This window comes from Bradyrhizobium sp. T-12 (assembly GCF_058314695.1).
Map to the genome: position 1 here is coordinate 158,777 of NZ_JBZFQJ010000002.1, position 19,244 is coordinate 178,020.

Genomic DNA, 19,244 nt, shown 5'->3' on the forward strand with positions numbered 1-19,244 from the left:
AGCGGTCCTCATTCGATAACAAAGCCGGCTCCGCCGGTCGCGTCTGGTTCGGTGCGGGAGCCTCGCGGCTTCGCGGGGGACGCGCCAACGTATTCGTTAAAATGCGCCCCCCGTCTGATGGCGGCCGGAGGCGGTCAGTCGGCGCGCTTATCTTGGCGGCAGATGATGCTGGCCGCACGATGTAAGGGGTAACGACGATGACAAGCTCCGTCTCCTGCTTCTGAAATGAGGAGGACCGAAACAGTGCACCAAGGATCGGGACATCGCCTAACCCGGGAAACGTGCTGATGTCGGTGTTGAAATTGCGTCTTATGAGCCCGCCGATTGCAAAGCTCTGACCGCTGGCAAGCTCGACAACAGTACTGGCACGTCGCGTGGAGAGGCCAGGCAGAGACATTCCGTTGATATTGACTTCACCTTCTTTGGATAACTCACTGACTTCAGGCTTGACGTGGATATTGATCTGATTGTTGCTGAGAACGGTCGGAACGAACTCCAGACTGATTCCGAATTGACGGAATTGAACTGAGAGTTGACGATTGTCCTGCATGACCGGAATTGGAAATTCGCCGCCTGCCAGGAAGCTTGCTGATTCGCCGGACATCGCGGTAAGAGTTGGCTCCGCCAATACCGACGCGAGATGCTCGTTGGCGAGGGCGTCAAGTACAGCACTGATGTTCGTGCTGCCAACGCCGACTCCGACACTTGCCGTGCCGCCACCCCGGCTCGCACCGGAACCGCCAGGCTTGCCACTGCTAAACCCGAAAATGACCGCTCCGTTTTGGCCCGATGCAGAGAGGTTGATGCCAAGCTCCTTCACGGCGCTGCGCGAGACTTCCGCCACGCGCACGCTAAGCGTCACTTGCAATGAGCCGGCCACTTGGATGTTGTTGACGACCAGCGCGCCCGCGCCCAGAAATTGCTCGGTAATCTTCTTGGCGCGCTCAACGACGTCGACACTTGGTGCTGTCCCTCTCAGAATTGCGCCGCGTGGCGTATAGGTGACTTGGATCGGATGGTCCCCGAGCTCAGCCTTTAGTGCAGCACGCAAATCCTCGATAGGCTGGGTAACGACAACACGTAACTCGGCTAACGCTTCTCCATTGTCGTTCAAAGCAAATAGGCTGGTCCGTCCCGACTGTTTTCCAAAGACGAAGATGGTTGTATTCGATGGGGCCTGGTAGTCGGCTATCGTTGGGTCGGCAACGAATATGCTGGCCGCCGGCGCCGGAAGATGAATCGTCTGGCCCTGAGAGGAGGAAAGATTCAAGACCCCGCTAAGGCTGTCAGTTGTTGACCGTGGCGACGCCTGATTAGGGTCGCGCTTTATCTGAGCTGCGGTAGTGGGCGGCAGCACGAGAGGAAGCGAGCAAACGACATACAGAAGGCGCGAGCGAATAGCTGAGGTGACCGCCGTCGGCCATCGGCAGCTGCGAACATCAAGGGGGAACTTCAACTGAGCGTCGTTTTCAAGTGTGGCGGCAAGGCAGCGGATCGTTCTTCAGTTCAAGCGCGTAGCCGACGCCGCGCGCGGTTTTGATTCGTAGCGTTGTGCCGGACTTGCTCAAATGTGTGCGCAATCGATAGATCCCGACTTCTAAGGCATTGGTCGAGACTTCATCGTCAAACGCATAGAGGCTTTCCTCTAGCAACGCTCGCGGCACGGTGCGGCCTGCTCGGCTGAGCAGATGTTCGAGAATGCAGACTTCGCGGCGCGCAATTCTGAGTGGCCGACCGTCAACTGAGACTTGCCGGCCAATAGGATCGAAATGTAAGTTCCCGAAGGTGATCACGGGTGCCGTCAATTGCGTCGATCGTCGCAAAATGGCGCGCATTCGAGCAATAAGCTCATCGATAGACACCGGCTTAGGAAGAAAATCGTCGGCGCCACCATTGAATATCGCGATCCTGGTCTCAAGATCGCTCAGGCTGCTCATCATCATGGCAGGCATTGAATATCCTTCACGTCTCAACTGTTTCAACCAGTCCAATCCATTTCCGTCCGGCAGAGCCAACTCGAGCAAGAGAATGTGATAGCTGGCACAACTCAGCGCGGTCTCCGCTTCGTCAAGAGTAGAGATGAGGTCCACGGCAAAACCGCGAACGAACAGGGTTTTCTTGGCGGCTCGCACGAAGGCGGCGTCCTGATCGACCAGTAGGATTCGCATTGTGGTCGCCTATAGTGCGATTGTGTCGAGGCCTGAGCGCATCACTGTCGGCACGGAGCTACGATGATCCCCCCGCCTGGTCGAGCAGCTGCAATTGTCGAGCATTTGACTGAAGAGAAAATCGAACCGCACGAGTAGCTGCGTCCTCCTTGTAAAGAACGGATACGACTTACGAGGCTTCAGGTAGGATCGAAAAATCAATTTTCTTGATAGTGTTCATCCAAGCCGCGAATAGGTTGCAAAGGGAATGCACGTAGCGGCGCGGAGAGTCAGCGCCTAGCTCGCCGCGAGCCGATGAATAAGCGGAAGCAGCAACGCTCTTATGCGTTGGCTTGCCGCGTCGAAAAACAGAACCGCGAGCATCGGGCGTCGCTGTTGACGCGCAGGTTGGGTGCCGGCGCTCGATTGTGCGTCAATGTGTTCCGCTATGGCCCAGGACGTCCCATCGGCTCAACGCTTTGAAGGAGGGGGCCTCGAACGTCTCGTCCTCTTTCCGCTTCGGCCAGATCGAGGAGCCGTAATAATCGTATCGCGGCGCCGGGGATTTCGTACAGCAACGCGTGCAAGTCCAAGCTGATCAGCTTGTACGGTCAAGCCGAAGCGGCACGACGCGCTTGCTGAAGGAACTCAGCTTCTTAGGGCTGACACCCCGAAAGGGATCGACCCCTTCAAAAAGTACCGATGGAATTTGTGGCGAATCTGGCCGGAAAGCGGTTAAGGCCGTCACTCAAGGCCCTGAAGGCGCCGGCGGTGTGACTAGGGAACCCGCAGCGTTAGCTCTTGAGACTGCGGCTAATCGCCAGCGCTTCGCTATCTAACGAGTGGTCTGCTGCTCAGCTCGTGCATCCTTCTGCGGACGGAAGCGGCATTCGGGCCGTCGAGCGGGAAGCACGCGAAAGCGCCCTGAATCGGAGCCGGTGGTGCCCAGTGCCAAAGCTGCTTGCCAGCGAGGCGTCGTGATCGTCTGCTCAGCTTCGATTCTGTTGCGATCCGATCGAACGCTTCGCCTTCCTCAGTTTGAGGTTCATGCGGGGTGAACATTCAACTTCGCCAGGTTAGATACAAACTCACGGTCCCAGCAGTCGGTGTCAAGAACCCGATGGCCATGCGACCCGAAGGTGTGCCCTGCAGCATTCCGTGAGCCGATCCGAATGCGGCGATATCCAGATATGCCGAGCGAAAGTTTCGTCGAGGCATCGAGCCGTTTAGCTTTCGACAATAAGCACGATCGTACTTGTCGACCCGATTTCACACGGCTAGTCAAATTCCAATCATGACACGACTGGCAGGACAAATTGAAAGGATGCGCCCGGCTCTTGCTTCTGGACGATCGACAGGCGGCCTCCGTGAGCTTCTACGATCGAGCGGCAGATCGACAGACCCATTCCAAGGCCGGTAGATTTGGTGGTGAAGAACGGATCTAAGACTCGGATCCTATCACCCTCAGCGATGCCGACGCCGCTATCAGTCACGGAGAGCTGCACGCGGCTCTCATTGTCTCTGGATGACTGAATCATCAGTTCGCGCGCTCTGTCGTCAACAGCTTGCATGGCCTCTACTCCGTTCATCACCAGATTGATGATTACTTGTTGCAGCTGAACCCGGTCACCGAGAATTTTGGGAAGTGATGGTGCTAGCTCAGTTCGCAAGGTCACTTGGTGGTTAATCAGCTCACGCGTTACCAGCGCGATAGAGTCGTTCACAACCTCATTAATGTCTAGCGCTACCATCTCGATATCACCGTTCCTCGCGAGTGTGCGGACCCTGCGAATCACTTCGCTTGCGCGCATAGCGTCATCAATGATCCACTCTACGGATCTGTGCACGGCGGAAATGTCGGGAGCTTCGCGACGTAGCCAGCCAAGGCACGCATCGGCGTTGCTGATTATGGCCGTGAGCGGTTGGTTCACTTCGTGGGCGATAGAGGCTGTTAGTTCCCCCAGCGCCGTCAGGCGCGTCACATGCGCAAGATCCGCCTGTGCCTTTCGCAGTCCTTGTTCAGCCTGATCGGCGCGAACTTTCGCCGTGATATCAGTGGCCACGCCTCGGTAGCCGAGAAAATGGCCGCTTACATCAAATAAGGGCCTGCCGCTGCTCTGGAAGTAGATTGGTGACCTGGTCCTCCCCACGGTACGATAGACCAGATCGCGAAATGGAAGATGGGCATTTAGCGTTATTTCATGCTGCCGCCACTTCTCGGGCTCTTCTTCAACGTCGCTCGCAATCTCCCAGCAACGCAGGCCGATGACCGCTCTTGCCAAGAGGTCCGTAGCGTTGGTGTGCTCCGACAAGGTGTACCGGTGATCCGGCCCGGTCTCCCATAACCAGTCAGAAGCAGTTGCGGCGTAGTCACGAAAGCGCTGCTCGCTCTCGCGTAGCGCAGCAAGAGTGTCTTCCAATTGTTGTTTGGCTGCGTGCTGCTCAGTGACATCCATGTGCGTTCCGACGAGTTCGACAGTTGAGCCATCGCTTGCCAGCACGGCGTGCGCAACAGCATGTATGTGTCGTATCGCGCCGTCGGGAAGACAGATTCGGAAATCGTATTCAAAATTCCCTGTTTTTTGTTCAATGGCCTGACGTTGGATTTCCTGTTGCCGCGGCAAGTCGTCTGGATGAATCCGCGATCGGATGGCCTCAATGGTCACCGGCTCATCCGGGTCAAAGCCAAATAGACGACTGACTTCGGCGGAGCGATAAGCAAAACAGCGACGGTTGCAGTCCCACGACCAGGTGCTCGTGCGACTGAGCTGCTGCGCGTCGACCAGATAGGCCTCGCTACGGCGCAGTTGTTGTTCCGTCTGCTTTGCTGTCGTGACGTCCGTGGCCGCCCCGACAAACTCGATATTCCCGGACGCGGTTCTCGTAGCACGTGCCACCGCGTGAATGTACTTTATCGAGCCGTCGGGCATCAGCAATCGGTATTCGTGCTCGAAATGCTCGCCTCGAAGGGCCCGATTCAAAGTGTCTTGGACAGAAGTCTTGTCTTCTGGGTGAGTGCGGTCAATGACGTGTTGCGCCGTTACTTTGGTCTCTGGATCATACTGGAATATCCGAAAGCTTTCCTTCGACCAAAAGACCTCGCCGGTGGCCACGTTCCAGCCAAAGCTGCCTGTGTGGCTCAATTCTTGCGCCTGAGCCAAATGCGCTTCGCTCCGCTGAAGAGCAAGAACCGTCCGCTTCTGTTCGGTGATATCTTCGCAGGCAATGAGGACGATGGGCTTATCGTCGGCCCACAAGATCGCCTTGGCAGTCTCGCGCACCCACAGCACCGAGCCGTTCCTACGGACTTTCTGGATTTCCCATGTACGCGATTGGCCGATATATGTAAGGCATCGCTCGATGGATTTGCGAACGACCTCGCGATCGTCTTTCAGAAAGACTCTGAACACCGATTGGCCGATCAGTTCCGCGGGCGTATAGCCGAGGTGGATCGCGCCGAAACTATTGACGTTCAGGACGGTTCCGGTTTCATTGACCATGAAGTACATGGCCGGGTTATGCTCAAAGATCTCGCGCCAGAGTTTCTCTCGGTTGCGCAGATCGTCCGCGCTGTGCCTTAGCTCGGCGGCGACCTCACGCGCTGCTTCCTTTTCGTAGCGGAGTTTTGCGATCAGGCGCGTTCCGATGATGGACGCAGTAAGGAAAGCGATAATCACCAAAAGCTCGTGAGGGGCGTCGATCTGGGGATTGAACGTGAGGACGTAAATTAAAGCGCTGACGGCGACTATGGAAAGCGCCAACGATGCGACGAAAGTGCCAATCAGCGAAAACACCAAAATCACGACCAAATAGACAAGCGCTGTGGCTGCGAAAGGGCTATGAAGATACAAGGAAGCTAGCGTCAATGCCGCGAGCGTAATGCTAGCCAAAATAAATTGCGCCGATGAACGTCCAAACGCGATGAGCCAATTAAACATGCTTGTATCCGTCCGGCCCTTCTGGCGGGATGATTAAAATGCAGGAATTTGTTCGAGCCGCCGGACAAGCGCTCCTGAGCGCTTTCTACGTCGGCCGCCGAAATCAGCATAGCCAAAAAAAAAGGCGCATTACAAACCTTCGTATAGTTCTCTTACATGGTAGAAATCGTACGCTCACATAGTAAATCAATGGCGTATCGTGCTTTTAGCGGTCCTCCTCGTTGGCGGCAATGCTACAATCTGGATTGCCGCGGCGAGTGGCAGAGGAGTGCAAAACCAAACGGTGGACGGATGGCCGCGGGGCATTGCTGAGTCTCAGGGATTTTGAGGAGGCCGTGTGTCGTTCCGGAAAGGGCCGGGCGAAAGCCTTTTGAGCGGCTCCTTCTGATGGAGAGGAAGAGGGTGGACGGGCTAGTGTGAGCCAATCGCGAGAGCGTGCCGGCGGTTCGATCCGGATCGCTCTCCTCAGGTTTGTCATGTGCTCGAGCCATCCGATTGTAAGGCTGGTGGCTGTCCTAACGTTCTCGTCCACAGCGCCCCTTCTGCTCTCCGTATAGCTCGCTGTCTACCTGCAAGCCTTGACGCTCGCCGTAATTTTAGGCAGCGCCATGGAGATTAATTCGGTCTTGTCGATCTGCTCAAGGCAAACCGCCTAGATGCCTCCGACCAACTGAAGTCCAATTCCTTTGTTGAATTGGCTCGCTCATTCGGGCCAGAATTTGATTCACGTTTCCTATATCGGCGATACCCCGGAGCTTCTCGGGATTGGTAGCTGCCTTTGGGAAGGTAGCTGGCAACGTTTCTAAGATGTGTACGCGTGCAGACAGCTCGAGTTGCACAGGAGGGGTAGCCGAGCGTTGGACGCCAGCCGCTTGACTTGGCACGTGCCGCTATTGTCCGTCCAACGGTCGGCGCCAAGGGAGCCATAGAATGGTCGGCCGACGGCCTCGCGCAAGGGGGCGCCAGCAAATGGACCGACGCTGTCAAGATGGAGACCTCCTCGACATTATCCGCGAAAGCTGGCGGCTTGGCGATGTCGCGAAGTCGCAGATGCGGCACTGCTTTCTCAACTTGCCTCGATCGGATCGAGGCCTATCAGCCAAGGTACCCACAATAGGTCACTAGCCAGCTCCTCCGCCGGCGGCGCGCCTCGTCGCCATGTCGCAGCCGGGCGGGTTCGTCGTGCAAGGGGCGGAGCCCAAGCGCTGAAGTTCACAAAGGCCGATTTTAATGACGCTGAATGCGCGCAGCAGGCGAGTGGACTGATATGCTGTATTCTCCTTGCAATAGGCGGGAGAAGACGGTTTGGCCAACATTTTTGTGGGCCCGCGCAAGTGCGCTTGGGGCCAGCGCCGTGGCCGTTCGTCTAATCAAGCCGTCAAGGTCCGCTGTGCCCATGTCAAGATGCGCCAGGCTTTAGACTTCCGAACGGAAACGGATAGCATCGGGGCTGGCGACCCTAAGAACAAGCAATCTGGATGCAAATTGGTTAGTCGCCTTCAAGAAACCAGCCGCTAAGGCCGGCTTTCTGTTTGTCACATAGCGCTTTATGTCCGGACCACTTGGGTGTTCGCAAGCGTTGTCGAAATGCATTCAGGTGCATTCGCGAGGCTGGATGTCGTGGACGAGGTGAGCGATGTGGCGCCAAGTGTCCTCAATGTCACGCTTCTGAGCTTGCCGCGTCTAGTGGGGCGTCGTGTCGAGAGGATGCAATTTAGGGATCAAGAGAGCACGACGGCTGACCTCCGTATCGTTACTCGACTTACGGGATCATGAATCGTCTCGCGTCAAGCACGAGCGCGGATGCAGAGGCTAATCTTCAATGCGGAATTAGGTAAGTCCCCTGGCGCTGACATAGAAGATCATCGACCTCGTCGTTTAGTGCGCGTGCTGCCCTTCGCCTTTCGCCGGATTGATAGTGCCGAACGATATTGCAAAGTGTGTGCCGCTCGTAACACTTACATAGTATTCCTCCGTTGAGGGCCGCCTTGTTTGACGGAGGCGAACGCTGCAGGTCCTAGGGGTAATCCTAGGAGAAGCGCTATGACGATTTCGAGGGCGGAGGTGATCACATCGGTCGAGCGGCGGCGCCGGTGGTCGCGGGATGAGAAGGAACGGCTAGTTGCAGCATCGCTCGAGCCCGGAGCCAATGTTTCCGAGGTGGCTCGCACGGCCGGCCTTCATGTGAGCCAGCTGTTCCGGTGGCGCAAAGAGCTTTGTAAGCACGGTGAAGCGAGTATAGCGGCCGTTCGTGCCGGTCGAGAGTCGGCCGTCTGTGCCGCCGCGGGAGGTTGCCGAAGCCCCTTTGGCGACGACATCGGGGCGTCGACGGAAGAGCCAAGGCATCATCGAGATTGATCTTGGTACCGGACCCCGCATCCGGATCGATGGCGAGGTTGATGGAGTGCGCATTCCAGGGATGGTGATGGAGACGCGCTGCGTCGTGTTCTCGATGCTTTGGTGCGCCGATGATTCCGGTTCCGGCGGGTGCGCGAGTGTGGCTGGCGACCGGCCACACGGATATGCGCCGAGGCTTTCCGTCCTTGGCGCGCCAAGTGCAGGAGGTGCTGCGCAAGGACCCGCTCAGCGGTCACCTGTTCGTCTTCCGTGGTCGCCGAAGCGATCTTGTGAAAGGTGATCTGGCACGGTGTGCTGCAGAGCATGAAGGAGGTGAATATCCGAATTTGATGCGTACAGCTTTATGAGAGATGGAGGACGGCCCTCCTGCATCGGTGTTCCAGGCGCAGGTGCAAAACCACGACACTGTGGCTTCGTTTAAAAGGCGCGGTCATCAGCAAGTGTTGCAAAAGTCCCGGGTTTACGGGGCAGGTACGTATCCAGAAGGCGAGCGAAAGCAAATCTTCCGATGACGCGTCGAAAATTACTAAGGCGTCGCCAAAATCAGGGGCGCGTGCCATCCCTGAGATCAATCCGTGAGACGCCTGGATTACTGCGCGGATGGCGACCGGCGTTTAGGGGACGCGATCTGGATACAGGCTCTTGTAGAGAACTGCAGGAACCAGTCGTTGTGATGCCAAGGGAGAAGTTCAAGCGGCGCACACCGCGAAGCAAGCTGCTGCTCGACGACATGCACGCCTGGCTGCTGCGCGAGCGAGAAACCCTCTCGCGCTCTTCCGAGGTCCTGAAGCCTATGAATTACATGCTCAGGCGCTGGGCCGACTTTGCGCGCTTCCTCGACGATGGCAGGATCTGCCTCAGCAACAATGCCGCCGAAAGAGCGCTGCGGCATCGCCTTGGGAAGGCGCAATTGAACCTTCGCCGGCAGCCTGCGCGGCGCCGAACGCGCCGCCATCATGCTGACGATGATCACTACCTGTCGTCTTAACGATGTCGATCCCAAAGCCGGGCTTGCCGACGTCCTCGCCCGGATCGTCGATCTTCCCGCTTCGCGTCTGCACGAACTGCTGCCCTGGGAATGGAAGCTCCCGCGCCAAGCCGACGAACCTACCGATCAGCAAGCTGCCTAACCTTCACGCAGCGCTATCATAGCGCTACCCGGCCCCCGCGCGCATGCGTCAATCAGGCGACCTTCGTCGTCTTTCAATTACCCACGAATGCTTTATTCGATTGCGGTAGCCCTGATCGAAAAATCTTGAATCGGATGAATCGCTTGTGATTCATTGTCGAGCACCTGAATCGCGACGGCGAGGTGCCTTGATGTGTTCAAGTGGAACGACATCTCGTTGGTCGGCCGGCCCGGATGGTCGCCAGGATGATGGTGATGAAAGCGCCGTCGAACACTGGACGGAGCGCGAGATCGACAAGACAGCTTTCAAGGATGCTCGTCTTGGTCAACGATTTGGCGAGCTGTTGAAGCAAATTGGTGACGGTATGGGCGGGAGCATACCGTTCGCGCGTCAGGACTGGGCGAACACGAAGGCGGCCTACCGCTTCTTCGCCAACGAGCGCGTGGAGGAAGCCGACATCCTCAGCGGCCACTTCGCCGCCACACGCGCACGTTACGATGATTGTACAGGCCCAATTCTCCTCATTCAGGACACGACGGAATTCTCCTATCAACGCGCGAACACGAGCGCCATTGGCCTAACCAAGAGCGTCAACAGCGGTCGGAACAAGGACGGTCGTTGGCGCCATCACACGGTCTGCGGAATGCTGATGCATTCCAGTCTCGCTGTGACTGTCGAGGCTTGCCGCTGGGATTGGCGGCGGTGAAGTTCTGGACACGAAAAAAGTTCAAAGGCAGGGCGCAGCTCAAGAAGAAGATCAACCCGACCCGCGTTCCGATCGAGAAGAAGGAGAGCGTTCGCTGGCTCGACAATCTCAGGCAATCGATCGAGCGGCTCCGACAGCCGGAGCGTTGCATTCATATCGGTGACCGTGAAAGCGACATCGACGAATTGTATTGCCTGACGCAAGAGCTTGGCGCTCACTTCCTTGTCCGCGCCTGCGTCGATCGGCTGGCAGGCGATGGCGGTCATACGATTGCAACCGAGATGGAAGAGACCAGCGTCAAAGGCTTGCATTACATCGACGTGCGCAACGACAAGGGCGAGACGACGAAGGCCGCGCTGGAAATCAAGTTCAAGCGGATCGCGGTCTTGCCTCCCATCGGGAAGCAGAAACATTATCCAGCCCTCGACCTTACTATAATCCATGCCACTGAGCGCGGTACGCCAAAGGGCCGTAAACCGATTGAGTGGAAGCTCATCACGGACCTAGCCGTCCGCAGGCGCTCGGAGGCAATCGAGAAGATCAACTGGTACGCCATGCGGTGGAAAATCGAGGCGTTCCACAAGATCCTGAAATCGGGTTGTAAGGCGGAAGACTCAAAACTCCGGACCGCGGAGCGACTTGCCAATCTAATGGCAGTCTTCTGCATTCTCAGCTGGCGCGTCCTCTGGCTCACCATGCTCAATCGCCTCGCCCCAAACGCGTCACCGAAGCTCGCACTGACAGACACCGAGATCGCATTGCTCGATCAACTCATCAGCGGCGCCAGCCATCGACGATGTCGGCCTGGAACCCTTGCATTTTATCTTACCAAACTTGCACGATTAGGGGGCTACTTGGCCCGGGCAGCCGATCCGCCACCGGGAAATGTTGTCATCTGGCGCTGTCTCTCGAGACTCACAGATATCAAACTCGGTGCCGAAATTGCAGCGGCTGGAAATGTGGGTAATTGAAAGCTTCGTCGTATGCGTACCTTACATACGAGATTGTGACGTTAGGTTTGCGTTCGCAACCACTTGCGTACGGTAGTAGCGCATGCTGTTTATCGCAACGGCGACGTTCGCCTGACGTTCGGTGCCCGCCAAAGTCTCCGAGCACGAGACGAGACGGGTACTGCTACGTATGTGAGTCTTGTATTGGAGAAGAGCATATGCGGCTCAATATCACATGTCTAACGAGACTGTCTTCCTTGCTTTTAGTGGCAAGCGTAAGCACGACAGCGAAGGCCGGCGAGCCTTCTGCAAAATATGTAGACGTGCTAAGTGCCCTGCGGGCCGGCAAGGTAGTAACGCTAATACTAGATCTCGATCGTTGCACAACCGTTGATGGCGGTCAGCCCGGACCAGCCATGCAAGGTGGTCTGATTATCAGCGCCTTCAGGGTTAGCGCGCAGAACGGAATCAGCTTCGCCAATGTGCATCAAACCTTGGACGACTCAGGACACCCTGTTACCGAATACATCCGCCACAGCCTTAACCGCGAAGGCAAGCTCAAGGTAAAGGCCTCAAAGTTGGTTGCTGGCGCGGCCGAAGCCGTGATCCAGGGTGAATTTGTCTGCGAGCTGCCAGACGGCGCGAAGTTCCTTTGGTAAGGGCAATAGCCGCCGTCGAGGGGCCGAGCTGCCGTTCGGCATCGGCCACCCGGGGCGTCAGCAAAGAAGCGCAACAGAGATCGTGATCGGCGCGATCTCAAGAGATTTGCTGACCGGAGCAGATGAGAACGTGGTTTGCAGCTCGACTTACCCGTTCGGAGTCGACTGCCGCTGACTGGTCGCAAGCCGGAGACGCGAAGAGCCTCGCCATCACAAAGGCCGAGGTGTGGAGCAGCCAAGAAATGAAAGCTCAATTGCGCTCGAGTTGAGCTCCGCGTTGTTACCATTTGGCTAAGCGTCACCGAGTCAACCTAAGGAAGTTACGGCTGGAATGAAGAACGTTTGGATTATATCGGCGATCGTCCTCGCCCTCGCGCTGGCGGCGACGTCTTTCGTCTACGTCGCAAGACAGCATCTCAACGCCGATGCACTCGGAGCCGGACCATCAAGTCCTTGCGTCGGCGACCCTAATGGATGTGAAGATCTTGCTCCATATCCATTTGGCCAGTATGTTTGCAACAGTTACCCGGGGGCGTGCCGACACTAGGGGGGCCGCTTACGCAGAACGTTGTGGTCAGAACGTCGCGAGTGCCGGGCCAGTGCGCCTTGCACTAGGCGGCGCAAGGCGCCATGCTAAACGTTCGCAGGAGTATATATCCCGAGATGGTAGTCAGGCTCACGACATGGGTGATGGAACTCTCTCGGGGAAAACTGCTGGTCGAAGCCGGCCTCATCGCTCCAAGCGGTAAAGGAATAGATTGATCTCATCGTCATGGCAGGAATTGATTGTAAGACCGCATGTCCGTCTCTGCCGGTGGGGTCGTTCGCCCTACACTGCGTGTCCGAGGTTGCTTAGGTCCGAGCCGAGGCGCCGTGGCGGATTATAGGGAAGCATTTGTTGGAATCGTGTCGCCAAACTGAGAAATGCCGTCGCGATTGCGGAGGCAGGCTGGGAGGGAGGGGTTCGCTTCTTCGGTGAAGTCGATGCTTCGGACGTTAACGTGCGCCGTATTGTATTATAGTGTGGATTCGCCAGCCGGTTTAATCGCATCCACTTCTGTTACGAGGCCGGCCCGACGGGCCATGGCCTTTATCGTCTGATCCAATCGCTCGGCCACGAATGCACGGTGGTGGCGCCATCCACCCTGATCGCCGCGCGACAGAGAGAGCTCGGATCGTCGCCGAGAGTCTGTTGCCCGGTGCTCAGGTGTCCGAGGTGGCGCGCAAGCACGGAGCGACGCGCTGGCAGATCTACGATTGGCGAGGGGGTTGCGACAGCGAGACATGTTGCCGCCGTGCGAAGCGTCGCAGCCGACATTCGCGCCGCTGGTCGTGGAAGGTGCGTTGGAGGAGCGTCAGGTTCCGGCGATCAAGCTTGAGATCGCGATCGGCGATGTCGTGCTGCGGACGGATATGGCCATTGATGCCGAGCAGCTGTCCCGGGTAATCCGTGCGGTGCGAGCGTCACGATGATCGCGGCTGGTGCGGATTTGCAACGCGGCCGATCGACTTCCGCGGCGGCCATGATGGGCTTGCGACGGAGGTGCAGGAGATGCTTCGTCTCGACCCGTTCCTCGGCGCGGCCTTCGTGTTCCGATCGAACCGAGGCCAACGATTGCGGACGGCGTGATGCGGATGTCGCGGGCGATGTTCGCGGCCTTTTTCGAGGGGCTGGATTGGAGGTTAGTCCGTCCGGAAGAAGCACGGCGCCCGCAGGCGGCGGGACAACTGCGGCAGAATGACTCGAAAGCTACTTTGAACGTAGCAGGCGCGGCCGCGATATGCTCGAAATAGCGCATGAGCATCGCGGCGCTGCGCGACGATCCGCGCGATCGAGGCGTACTTATTGTCGATGCTCGTGCCGCCAGGCGAAGGTCGATCTGGATGCGCTGGCCGGAGGGGAGCGTGGCCGTGTCGTGTTTTAGCGCGGCGCAAAGCAGCGACGCGAACACAGTCGGGATCAATACCGCCCTGCCGCAAGGACGATTCGGAATGGACACTCTGATTGACATGAGCACTGGTGGTCATCAAAGCGAATGTCGTGATCTGGGCCGACCTATGGCGTTCATGAAAGCGGGGGATAGTCCAAGCAAAGCGCCCAGAACTTGCTGGGCTTGACTTGACGTTCCAAGTTCGCTCGTTCTAATTTTGTTCTCCTGGGGTCCGATTCTGCCGGTCCGTCCCTTTTCAATGACAACAGCAGCGCCACGATCCGGCCAGGAACCATGCACGAGATCATCTGTCCCCACTGTGACAAGGCCTTCAAGGTTGATGAAGCCGGTTACGCGGACATCCTGAAGCAAGTCCGTGACGCGGATTTCGCTCAGCAGCTCCACGAACGGTTGGAGCTGGCCGAGCGTGACAAGCAGAGCGCCGTTGAATTGGCCAAGGCCCAGGTAAGCAGCGATCTGCAGAAGACCACGGCTGCTAAGGACGCTGAAATCCAGGAATTAAAGTCCAAGCTTGAGGGGAGCGGCGTTGCCCAGAAGCTCGCGGTTGCTGAAGCGCTCAGCGCCGTCGAAAAGGAGCGGGATAGACTCGCGAACGCGCTAGCTGAGTCCGAGCGCGAAAAGAAGGCGGCCTCGGAGCTTGCTGACGCGCTCCTGGCGAGCGAGCAGCACAAGATTGCTACTGCCAAGGAAAGGGAGATCCAGGATCTGAAGGCGAAGGTTCAGGCAGTTGAGCTTGAGAAGAAGCTCGCCGTGACTGAAGCGGTAGGTGCCCTCGAAAAAGAGCGTGATGAGCTGAAAAGCGGCATCAGTCGAGTACAGCTCGAAAAGCAGCTCTCCGAGCAATCGTTGAAGGATAAGTACGAAACCCAGATCAAAGATCGCGACGACGCCATCGAGCGTCTCAAGGATATGAAGGCCCGCCTCTCGACCAAGATGGTGGGCGAGACCCTCGAGCAACACTGCGAGACTGAGTTTAACCGGGTCCGGTCGATGGCTTTTCCGCGCGCTTATTTCGAGAAGGACAACGACGCGCGGACCGGCAGCAAGGGCGATTACATTTTCCGCGACTCGGACGAGGCAGGCACTGAAATCATTTCGATCATGTTCGAGATGAAGAACGAGAGCGATAAGACCGCGACGAAAAGCAAAAACGAAGACTTTCTCAAAGAACTTGACCGGGATCGCATCGAGAAGGGCTGCGAGTACGCTATCTTGGTCTCATTGCTTGAACCGGACAACGAGCTTTACAATGCCGGCATCGTCGACGTCTTCCACCGCTACCCAAAAATGTATGTCATCCGGCCGCAGTTCTTCCTGCCTATGATTACGCTCCTAAGGAACGCGGCAGTCAATTCGCTGAAGTACAAAACCGAGCTTGCGCTCGTGAAAGCGCAGAATGTCGATATAACCCAGTTTGAGAACCAGCTCGAATCGTTCAAAACCGCATTCTCAAAGAACTATGATCTTGCTTCCCGGCACTTTCAGACGGCTCTTACGGAGATCGACAAGTCGATCGATCATCTGCAGAAGACGAAGGATGCCTTGATCGGTGCGGATCGCAACCTGCGTCTTGCCAATGACAAGGCACAGGACGTGACGATTAAGAAGCTAACTCGGGGCAATCCGACAATGGCTGCGAAATTTGCGGAGCTTAAGAGCGCGCCTGCCGAAGCCGCGGAGTGAGGCGGTCGAAGTATTGAGTCTGCGCGTAAAATCGTGTTTTCGAATTCACGATGTCACGGCCTGACTGAAGAAGGCGGGCCGTTAGCCGAAGATATGACCAAAAACAAGGCGACGATTGCCGCAATGGCGGCCGGCGGCGCGGTCGCAATCACATTGTCCTTAACTTGTCGTCCGTTAAGAAGCCGATTGTAGCGATGAGCGGTCGCTGGCGGCCGCGATGAAGGTGGTCAGGATCAGGCACCAAAGAGCCCTCAGCCAGGCGAGGACCCGGCGGAAGTTGTGACCGACGGCGGAGAGGATGACGTTAGCCGCATCGCCGGGGCGGCCTTTGAGGTAGCATCGGCCGAGGTGACCATCGGTCTTCAGGTGTCCGATGATGGGCTCGATGGCGGAGCGGCGGCGCAACTCGCGCTTGATGACACCGAAGACGCCGCGCTTCTGGCCGGAAATGAAGACGCGACGAGGATTTTGCGCGTCATGGCCGCGGTATCCCTTGTCGACATAGGCCCGCTCGATCGCACAGCCGGTGAGTGTCTCGGTGCGGTCGATGACGTCCCGCAAGGTGTGACCGTCGTACGGGTTATCGGGTAGCGCCCTGGCGTGCAGCACGAACAGGCCGCCTGGAGCACGGCGGTTGTTGGTGACGATGGAGGCTTTGACACCGAACTCGTAGGGTGCGGCGGCCTTGCCCTTGCCGATGCACTCGACCTCTGGAGCATGGAAGGAATACAGCTTCCAGCCGCGCTGGCGCTGCTGCTGCGAGCGGATCTGCGAGGCCCTGCCGAGCGGCAGGGCGAAGGCGTTCTCGAGCACGGCCTGACCTTCGATCTTGCGGCGGATATCGCGGATGATCCGGCCCAACCGGCTGCGCAGGATGCGCAACTGCCGCTGATGCCGCTTGAATTGCTTGGCGTGGGCGTAGCGTCCCGCCATCATCGCCGCGGTCTTGGCAATGCGAAGATAGGACTGCCGCAGCTTGACCCCGTGCTTCCTCGCCAGGCGGTTGAGCCCCTTGATTGCCGCGTGCAGCAGCTTGGCATCGGTCGGGAAGGTGATGGCCTTTGGCTGCACCGTGGTGTCGACTGTGACCCGCTTGAGGTCCTGGCTGCGTAACGCGCCGGCCTCGTGCGCCACCCGCAGGCTCTCGGCCAACAGCAGCTCCAGCTTGTCGCCGAGCCGCTTGCGCCAGTGGCTCAGGTCCGAGCGCTCGTGCGGGAAGGCGTGCTGGAAGAACTCTTCGCCGGTGAAGTACTGGAAATACGGGTCGTGGACCCAGCGCTCGCACACCCCCTCATCGGACAGGCCGTAAATGTGCTTGAGCAGCAAGAGCCCGATCATGAAGCGGGTCGCGATGCCCGGCCGACCGTTCTCGCTGTAGAGCGGCGCGATCTCGCCGTCGATCCAGTCCCAGTCGACCTTGCCGGCGAGCTGAACCAGCTCGTGCTTCATGTTGATGATCTGGTCCAGCCTGGCCCGGAACAGATCGCCCGATCCCGTCGCTTTGGGCTTCTTCGGTCGCATCGCCACCTCCGATGCGAGGACGGAATCATGACTGGCGATTCGATGGAATCCTCAAAACGAAATTGCAGGGTTCCGATGCCCGAAGCATCAAAACCCTGCAATCCCAAAACAGGCAACAACGAATAATGCGATCCCAGCTCAGTCGTTTAGCCGCTCTTCACGGACGACTAACTTTTGCGACGAACTGCGCGAGTAGCGGCTTGAGGTGCGTACCCTGGGCGCCCGCAACAACCGACCTACTTGAGCCCTGAGCAGAACCGCTGAATGCGTGCACAGGCATCAAGGAGAACCTCGGTCGAGGTCGCATAAGACAATCGGAAATTCGGCCCCTGGCCGAACGCGGCGCCATGCACGACCGCGGCGCCTTCCTCCTCGAGGAGTGCCGCGGCAAAATCCTCGTCGTTCCGGAGGAACTTACCGGAGCGGGTGCTCCTTCCGATCGCGTCTGCACAGGACGGGTAGACGTAGAAGGCCCCGTCGGGAACCGGGCATTTGAGATGATCCGCCTCGTTCAACAACGACACGACGAGATCGCGCCTCTCCTTGAAGACAGAACGACTCTTGGCAATGTAATCCTGCGGGCCGTTTAGCGCTTCGACAGCCGCCCATTGCGCGATCGAGCAGGCACCCGACGTCTGCTGGCTCTGCAGCTTTTCGAGCTCCTTGATCAGCCTCTCGGGCCCACCCGCGTAACCGATGCGCCAACCGGTCATCGCGTAGGATTTCGAGACGCCATTGACCGTGAGGACTCGGTCGCGGAGAGCCGGCTCGACCTGCGCCATGGTGGTAAAGACAAAATTGCCGTAGGTGAGATGTTCATAGATGTCGTCCGACAGCGTCCATACGTGCGGATGCCGGACCAGCACCTCGGAAAGAGCCTTCAATTCATCGCCGCTGTAGGCGGCACCGGTCGGGTTCGACGGCGAGTTCAGAATCAGCCATTTCGTGCGCGGTGTAATGGCCGCCTCGAGCGCCGCCGCGGTCACCTTGAAACCGTCAGACAGACAAGTTGGCACAAAACTGGCCTGCCGCCAGCAAACAGGACGAGATCCGGATAGCTGACCCAATACGGCGCGGGAATGATGACCTCGTCGCCCTTGTTGAGCGTCGCAAGGAGCGCGTTGAAGATCACGTTTTTGCCACCCGTCCCGACGATGGTTTCGCTCGGCTTGTAGTCGATCCCGTTCTCCCGTTTGAACTTCGCGGCAACTGCCTCCCGCAGCGCCGGCACGCCGGGCGTACCTGGGTACTTGGTCTCGCCCCTATCGATCGCCGCCTTGGCGGCCTCCTTGATGTTGTCCGGCGTATCGAAGTCGGGCTCCCCGACGGAGAGGAAGACGACATCACAGCCGGATTTCTTCAGTTCGCGCGCCTTGCGCGTGACGAAGATAGTGGCGGAGGGTTGAATGCGCTCGAGCGCGTCGGACACGAATGACATCTTGCTTTCCTGGAAAAATCCTTTGATTAGGGCGCTGACGATAGAATCAGCGCCTCTCTTTCGCGTAGCGTTCCTTGGTCGCATCGTTCGGTGGATATAGACCGTCGAGCAATGCTCCCGCCTTCACCTGATCGTAGACCCACTCCTCGAAGCGATCTTTCTCGAAGGCTTCGACCGCAACGGCTTCTGCGATCGCGGCCGGCACGACGACGGCACCGTCGTCGTCCGCAACCACGATGTCGCCGGGAAATATCGTAACGCCGCCGCACGCCACCGCGACCTGCGTGTCGGCACAGAAGAACTCGGACGGCGAGGGCGGCGCGGTGGTGCCGTCCGCCCAGATCGGCCAATTGAGTTTCTTCATGCCGACGAGGTCGCGTATCGCTCCGTCGGTGACAAGACCTGCGATGCCTCGCGTCTGCATCCGAGCGCAGATGATGTCGCCGAACACGCCGGCCGACCGCAGCCCCATCGCATCCACGACCACCACGGCGCCGGCGGGAATCTTCTCCATGACCGTGCGCGGCGACGTGGGGCCGGCTACGGCCATGGTCGTCGTGATATCTTCGCGCGCCGGCACAAAACGCATCGTGTAGGCCGGCCCCGCGATGCGCTTCTGCCCTTCCACCAGCGCCCGCGGTCCGCGCAGCGAGACACGGGCGAAGCCCTTCTGCCGAAGGACAGTCGAGACGGTCGCGACGGCCGTCTTTTCGAGGGTTAGCAGGGCCTCAGTCGAAATATTCGTCATCGCCGCTCTCTTTC

General features: G+C 58.2%; 12 protein-coding genes and 6 pseudogenes. 12 read left to right on the plus strand and 6 right to left on the minus strand.

Translation table 11 applies throughout. The features are described 5' to 3' along the window. Positions 1-8: 8 nt before the first annotated feature. From AC0WRY_RS35025 to AC0WRY_RS35035, 3 genes and pseudogenes are all read right to left on the minus strand, one after another. A pseudogene (locus tag AC0WRY_RS35025) lies at positions 9-1,399 on the minus strand (type II and III secretion system protein family protein). Positions 1,400-1,469: 70 nt separating this feature from the next. Then, entirely contained in the window at positions 1,470-2,168 is a 699-nt protein-coding gene (locus AC0WRY_RS35030) for a response regulator (protein ID WP_128929709.1), read from the minus strand. A 1,271-nt stretch (positions 2,169-3,439) separates the two neighbouring features. Then, complete coding sequence (locus tag AC0WRY_RS35035; RefSeq protein WP_128929708.1) at positions 3,440-6,085, minus strand: PAS domain-containing protein; 2,646 nt, start codon at positions 6,083-6,085, stop codon at positions 3,440-3,442. A 2,043-nt stretch (positions 6,086-8,128) separates the two neighbouring features. On the opposite strand from AC0WRY_RS35035, the gene AC0WRY_RS35040 reads away from it, so the two are divergent. The 12 genes and pseudogenes from AC0WRY_RS35040 to AC0WRY_RS35095 all read left to right on the plus strand — a co-directional run bounded on the left by AC0WRY_RS35040 (position 8,129) and on the right by AC0WRY_RS35095 (position 15,523). Then, positions 8,129-8,443, plus strand: coding sequence for a transposase (locus AC0WRY_RS35040; RefSeq protein ID WP_128929707.1), 315 nt, complete (start codon positions 8,129-8,131; stop codon positions 8,441-8,443). A gap of 110 nt (positions 8,444-8,553) precedes the next feature. Further along, positions 8,554-8,718: pseudogene (gene tnpB, locus AC0WRY_RS35045) on the plus strand (IS66 family insertion sequence element accessory protein TnpB); the annotation flags it as partial. 428 nt (positions 8,719-9,146) lie between these two features. Further along, positions 9,147-9,573: pseudogene (locus AC0WRY_RS35050) on the plus strand (IS66 family transposase); the annotation flags it as partial. A gap of 190 nt (positions 9,574-9,763) precedes the next feature. After that, positions 9,764-10,279 carry an IS4/Tn5 family transposase DNA-binding protein gene (locus AC0WRY_RS35055; RefSeq protein ID WP_232995591.1) on the plus strand — a complete coding sequence of 172 codons (516 nt, stop codon included), beginning with the start codon at positions 9,764-9,766 and terminating at the stop codon, positions 10,277-10,279. Further along, the gene (locus AC0WRY_RS35060; protein WP_232995590.1) at positions 10,276-11,250 is read left to right on the plus strand and encodes an IS4 family transposase; all 975 of its coding nucleotides are present in this window, start codon (positions 10,276-10,278) and stop codon (positions 11,248-11,250) included. The genes AC0WRY_RS35055 and AC0WRY_RS35060 overlap by 4 nt, the downstream gene beginning before the upstream one ends. 197 nt (positions 11,251-11,447) lie before the next feature. Beyond that, positions 11,448-11,888, plus strand: coding sequence for a VirK family protein (locus AC0WRY_RS35065; protein ID WP_128929705.1), 441 nt, complete (start codon positions 11,448-11,450; stop codon positions 11,886-11,888). Between the two features lie 873 nt (positions 11,889-12,761). Further along, positions 12,762-13,030: pseudogene (locus AC0WRY_RS35070) on the plus strand (IS110 family transposase); the annotation flags it as partial. Continuing rightward, a pseudogene (locus AC0WRY_RS35075) lies at positions 13,009-13,107 on the plus strand (hypothetical protein); the annotation flags it as partial. The pseudogenes AC0WRY_RS35070 and AC0WRY_RS35075, both read left to right, overlap by 22 nt. Positions 13,108-13,172: 65 nt before the next feature. Continuing rightward, positions 13,173-13,361 (plus strand): hypothetical protein, encoded by a 189-nt coding sequence (locus AC0WRY_RS35080; protein ID WP_232995589.1) that lies wholly within the window; start codon positions 13,173-13,175, stop codon positions 13,359-13,361. Beyond that, positions 13,339-13,518: an IS66 family insertion sequence element accessory protein TnpB gene (gene tnpB, locus AC0WRY_RS35085; protein ID WP_128929704.1), complete on the plus strand. Its 180-nt coding sequence runs from the start codon at positions 13,339-13,341 to the stop codon at positions 13,516-13,518. The genes AC0WRY_RS35080 and tnpB (AC0WRY_RS35085) overlap by 23 nt, the downstream gene beginning before the upstream one ends. 167 nt (positions 13,519-13,685) lie before the next feature. Continuing rightward, complete coding sequence (locus AC0WRY_RS35090; protein WP_128929703.1) at positions 13,686-14,006, plus strand: hypothetical protein; 321 nt, start codon at positions 13,686-13,688, stop codon at positions 14,004-14,006. A gap of 107 nt (positions 14,007-14,113) precedes the next feature. Next, on the plus strand, positions 14,114-15,523 hold the full coding sequence (locus AC0WRY_RS35095; RefSeq protein ID WP_128929702.1) for a DUF2130 domain-containing protein: 1,410 nt from the start codon (positions 14,114-14,116) through the stop codon (positions 15,521-15,523). 174 nt (positions 15,524-15,697) lie between these two features. On the opposite strand, the gene AC0WRY_RS35100 is transcribed toward AC0WRY_RS35095, so the two are convergent. From AC0WRY_RS35100 to AC0WRY_RS35110, 3 genes and pseudogenes are all read right to left on the minus strand, one after another. Further along, positions 15,698-17,044 (minus strand): IS5 family transposase, encoded by a 1,347-nt coding sequence (locus AC0WRY_RS35100; RefSeq protein ID WP_128929701.1) that lies wholly within the window; start codon positions 17,042-17,044, stop codon positions 15,698-15,700. Between the two features lie 236 nt (positions 17,045-17,280). Further along, positions 17,281-18,482, minus strand: a pseudogene (locus AC0WRY_RS35105) (pyridoxal phosphate-dependent aminotransferase). Between the two features lie 46 nt (positions 18,483-18,528). Continuing rightward, positions 18,529-19,230 (minus strand): RraA family protein, encoded by a 702-nt coding sequence (locus AC0WRY_RS35110; protein ID WP_128929700.1) that lies wholly within the window; start codon positions 19,228-19,230, stop codon positions 18,529-18,531. Positions 19,231-19,244 lie beyond the last annotated feature (14 nt).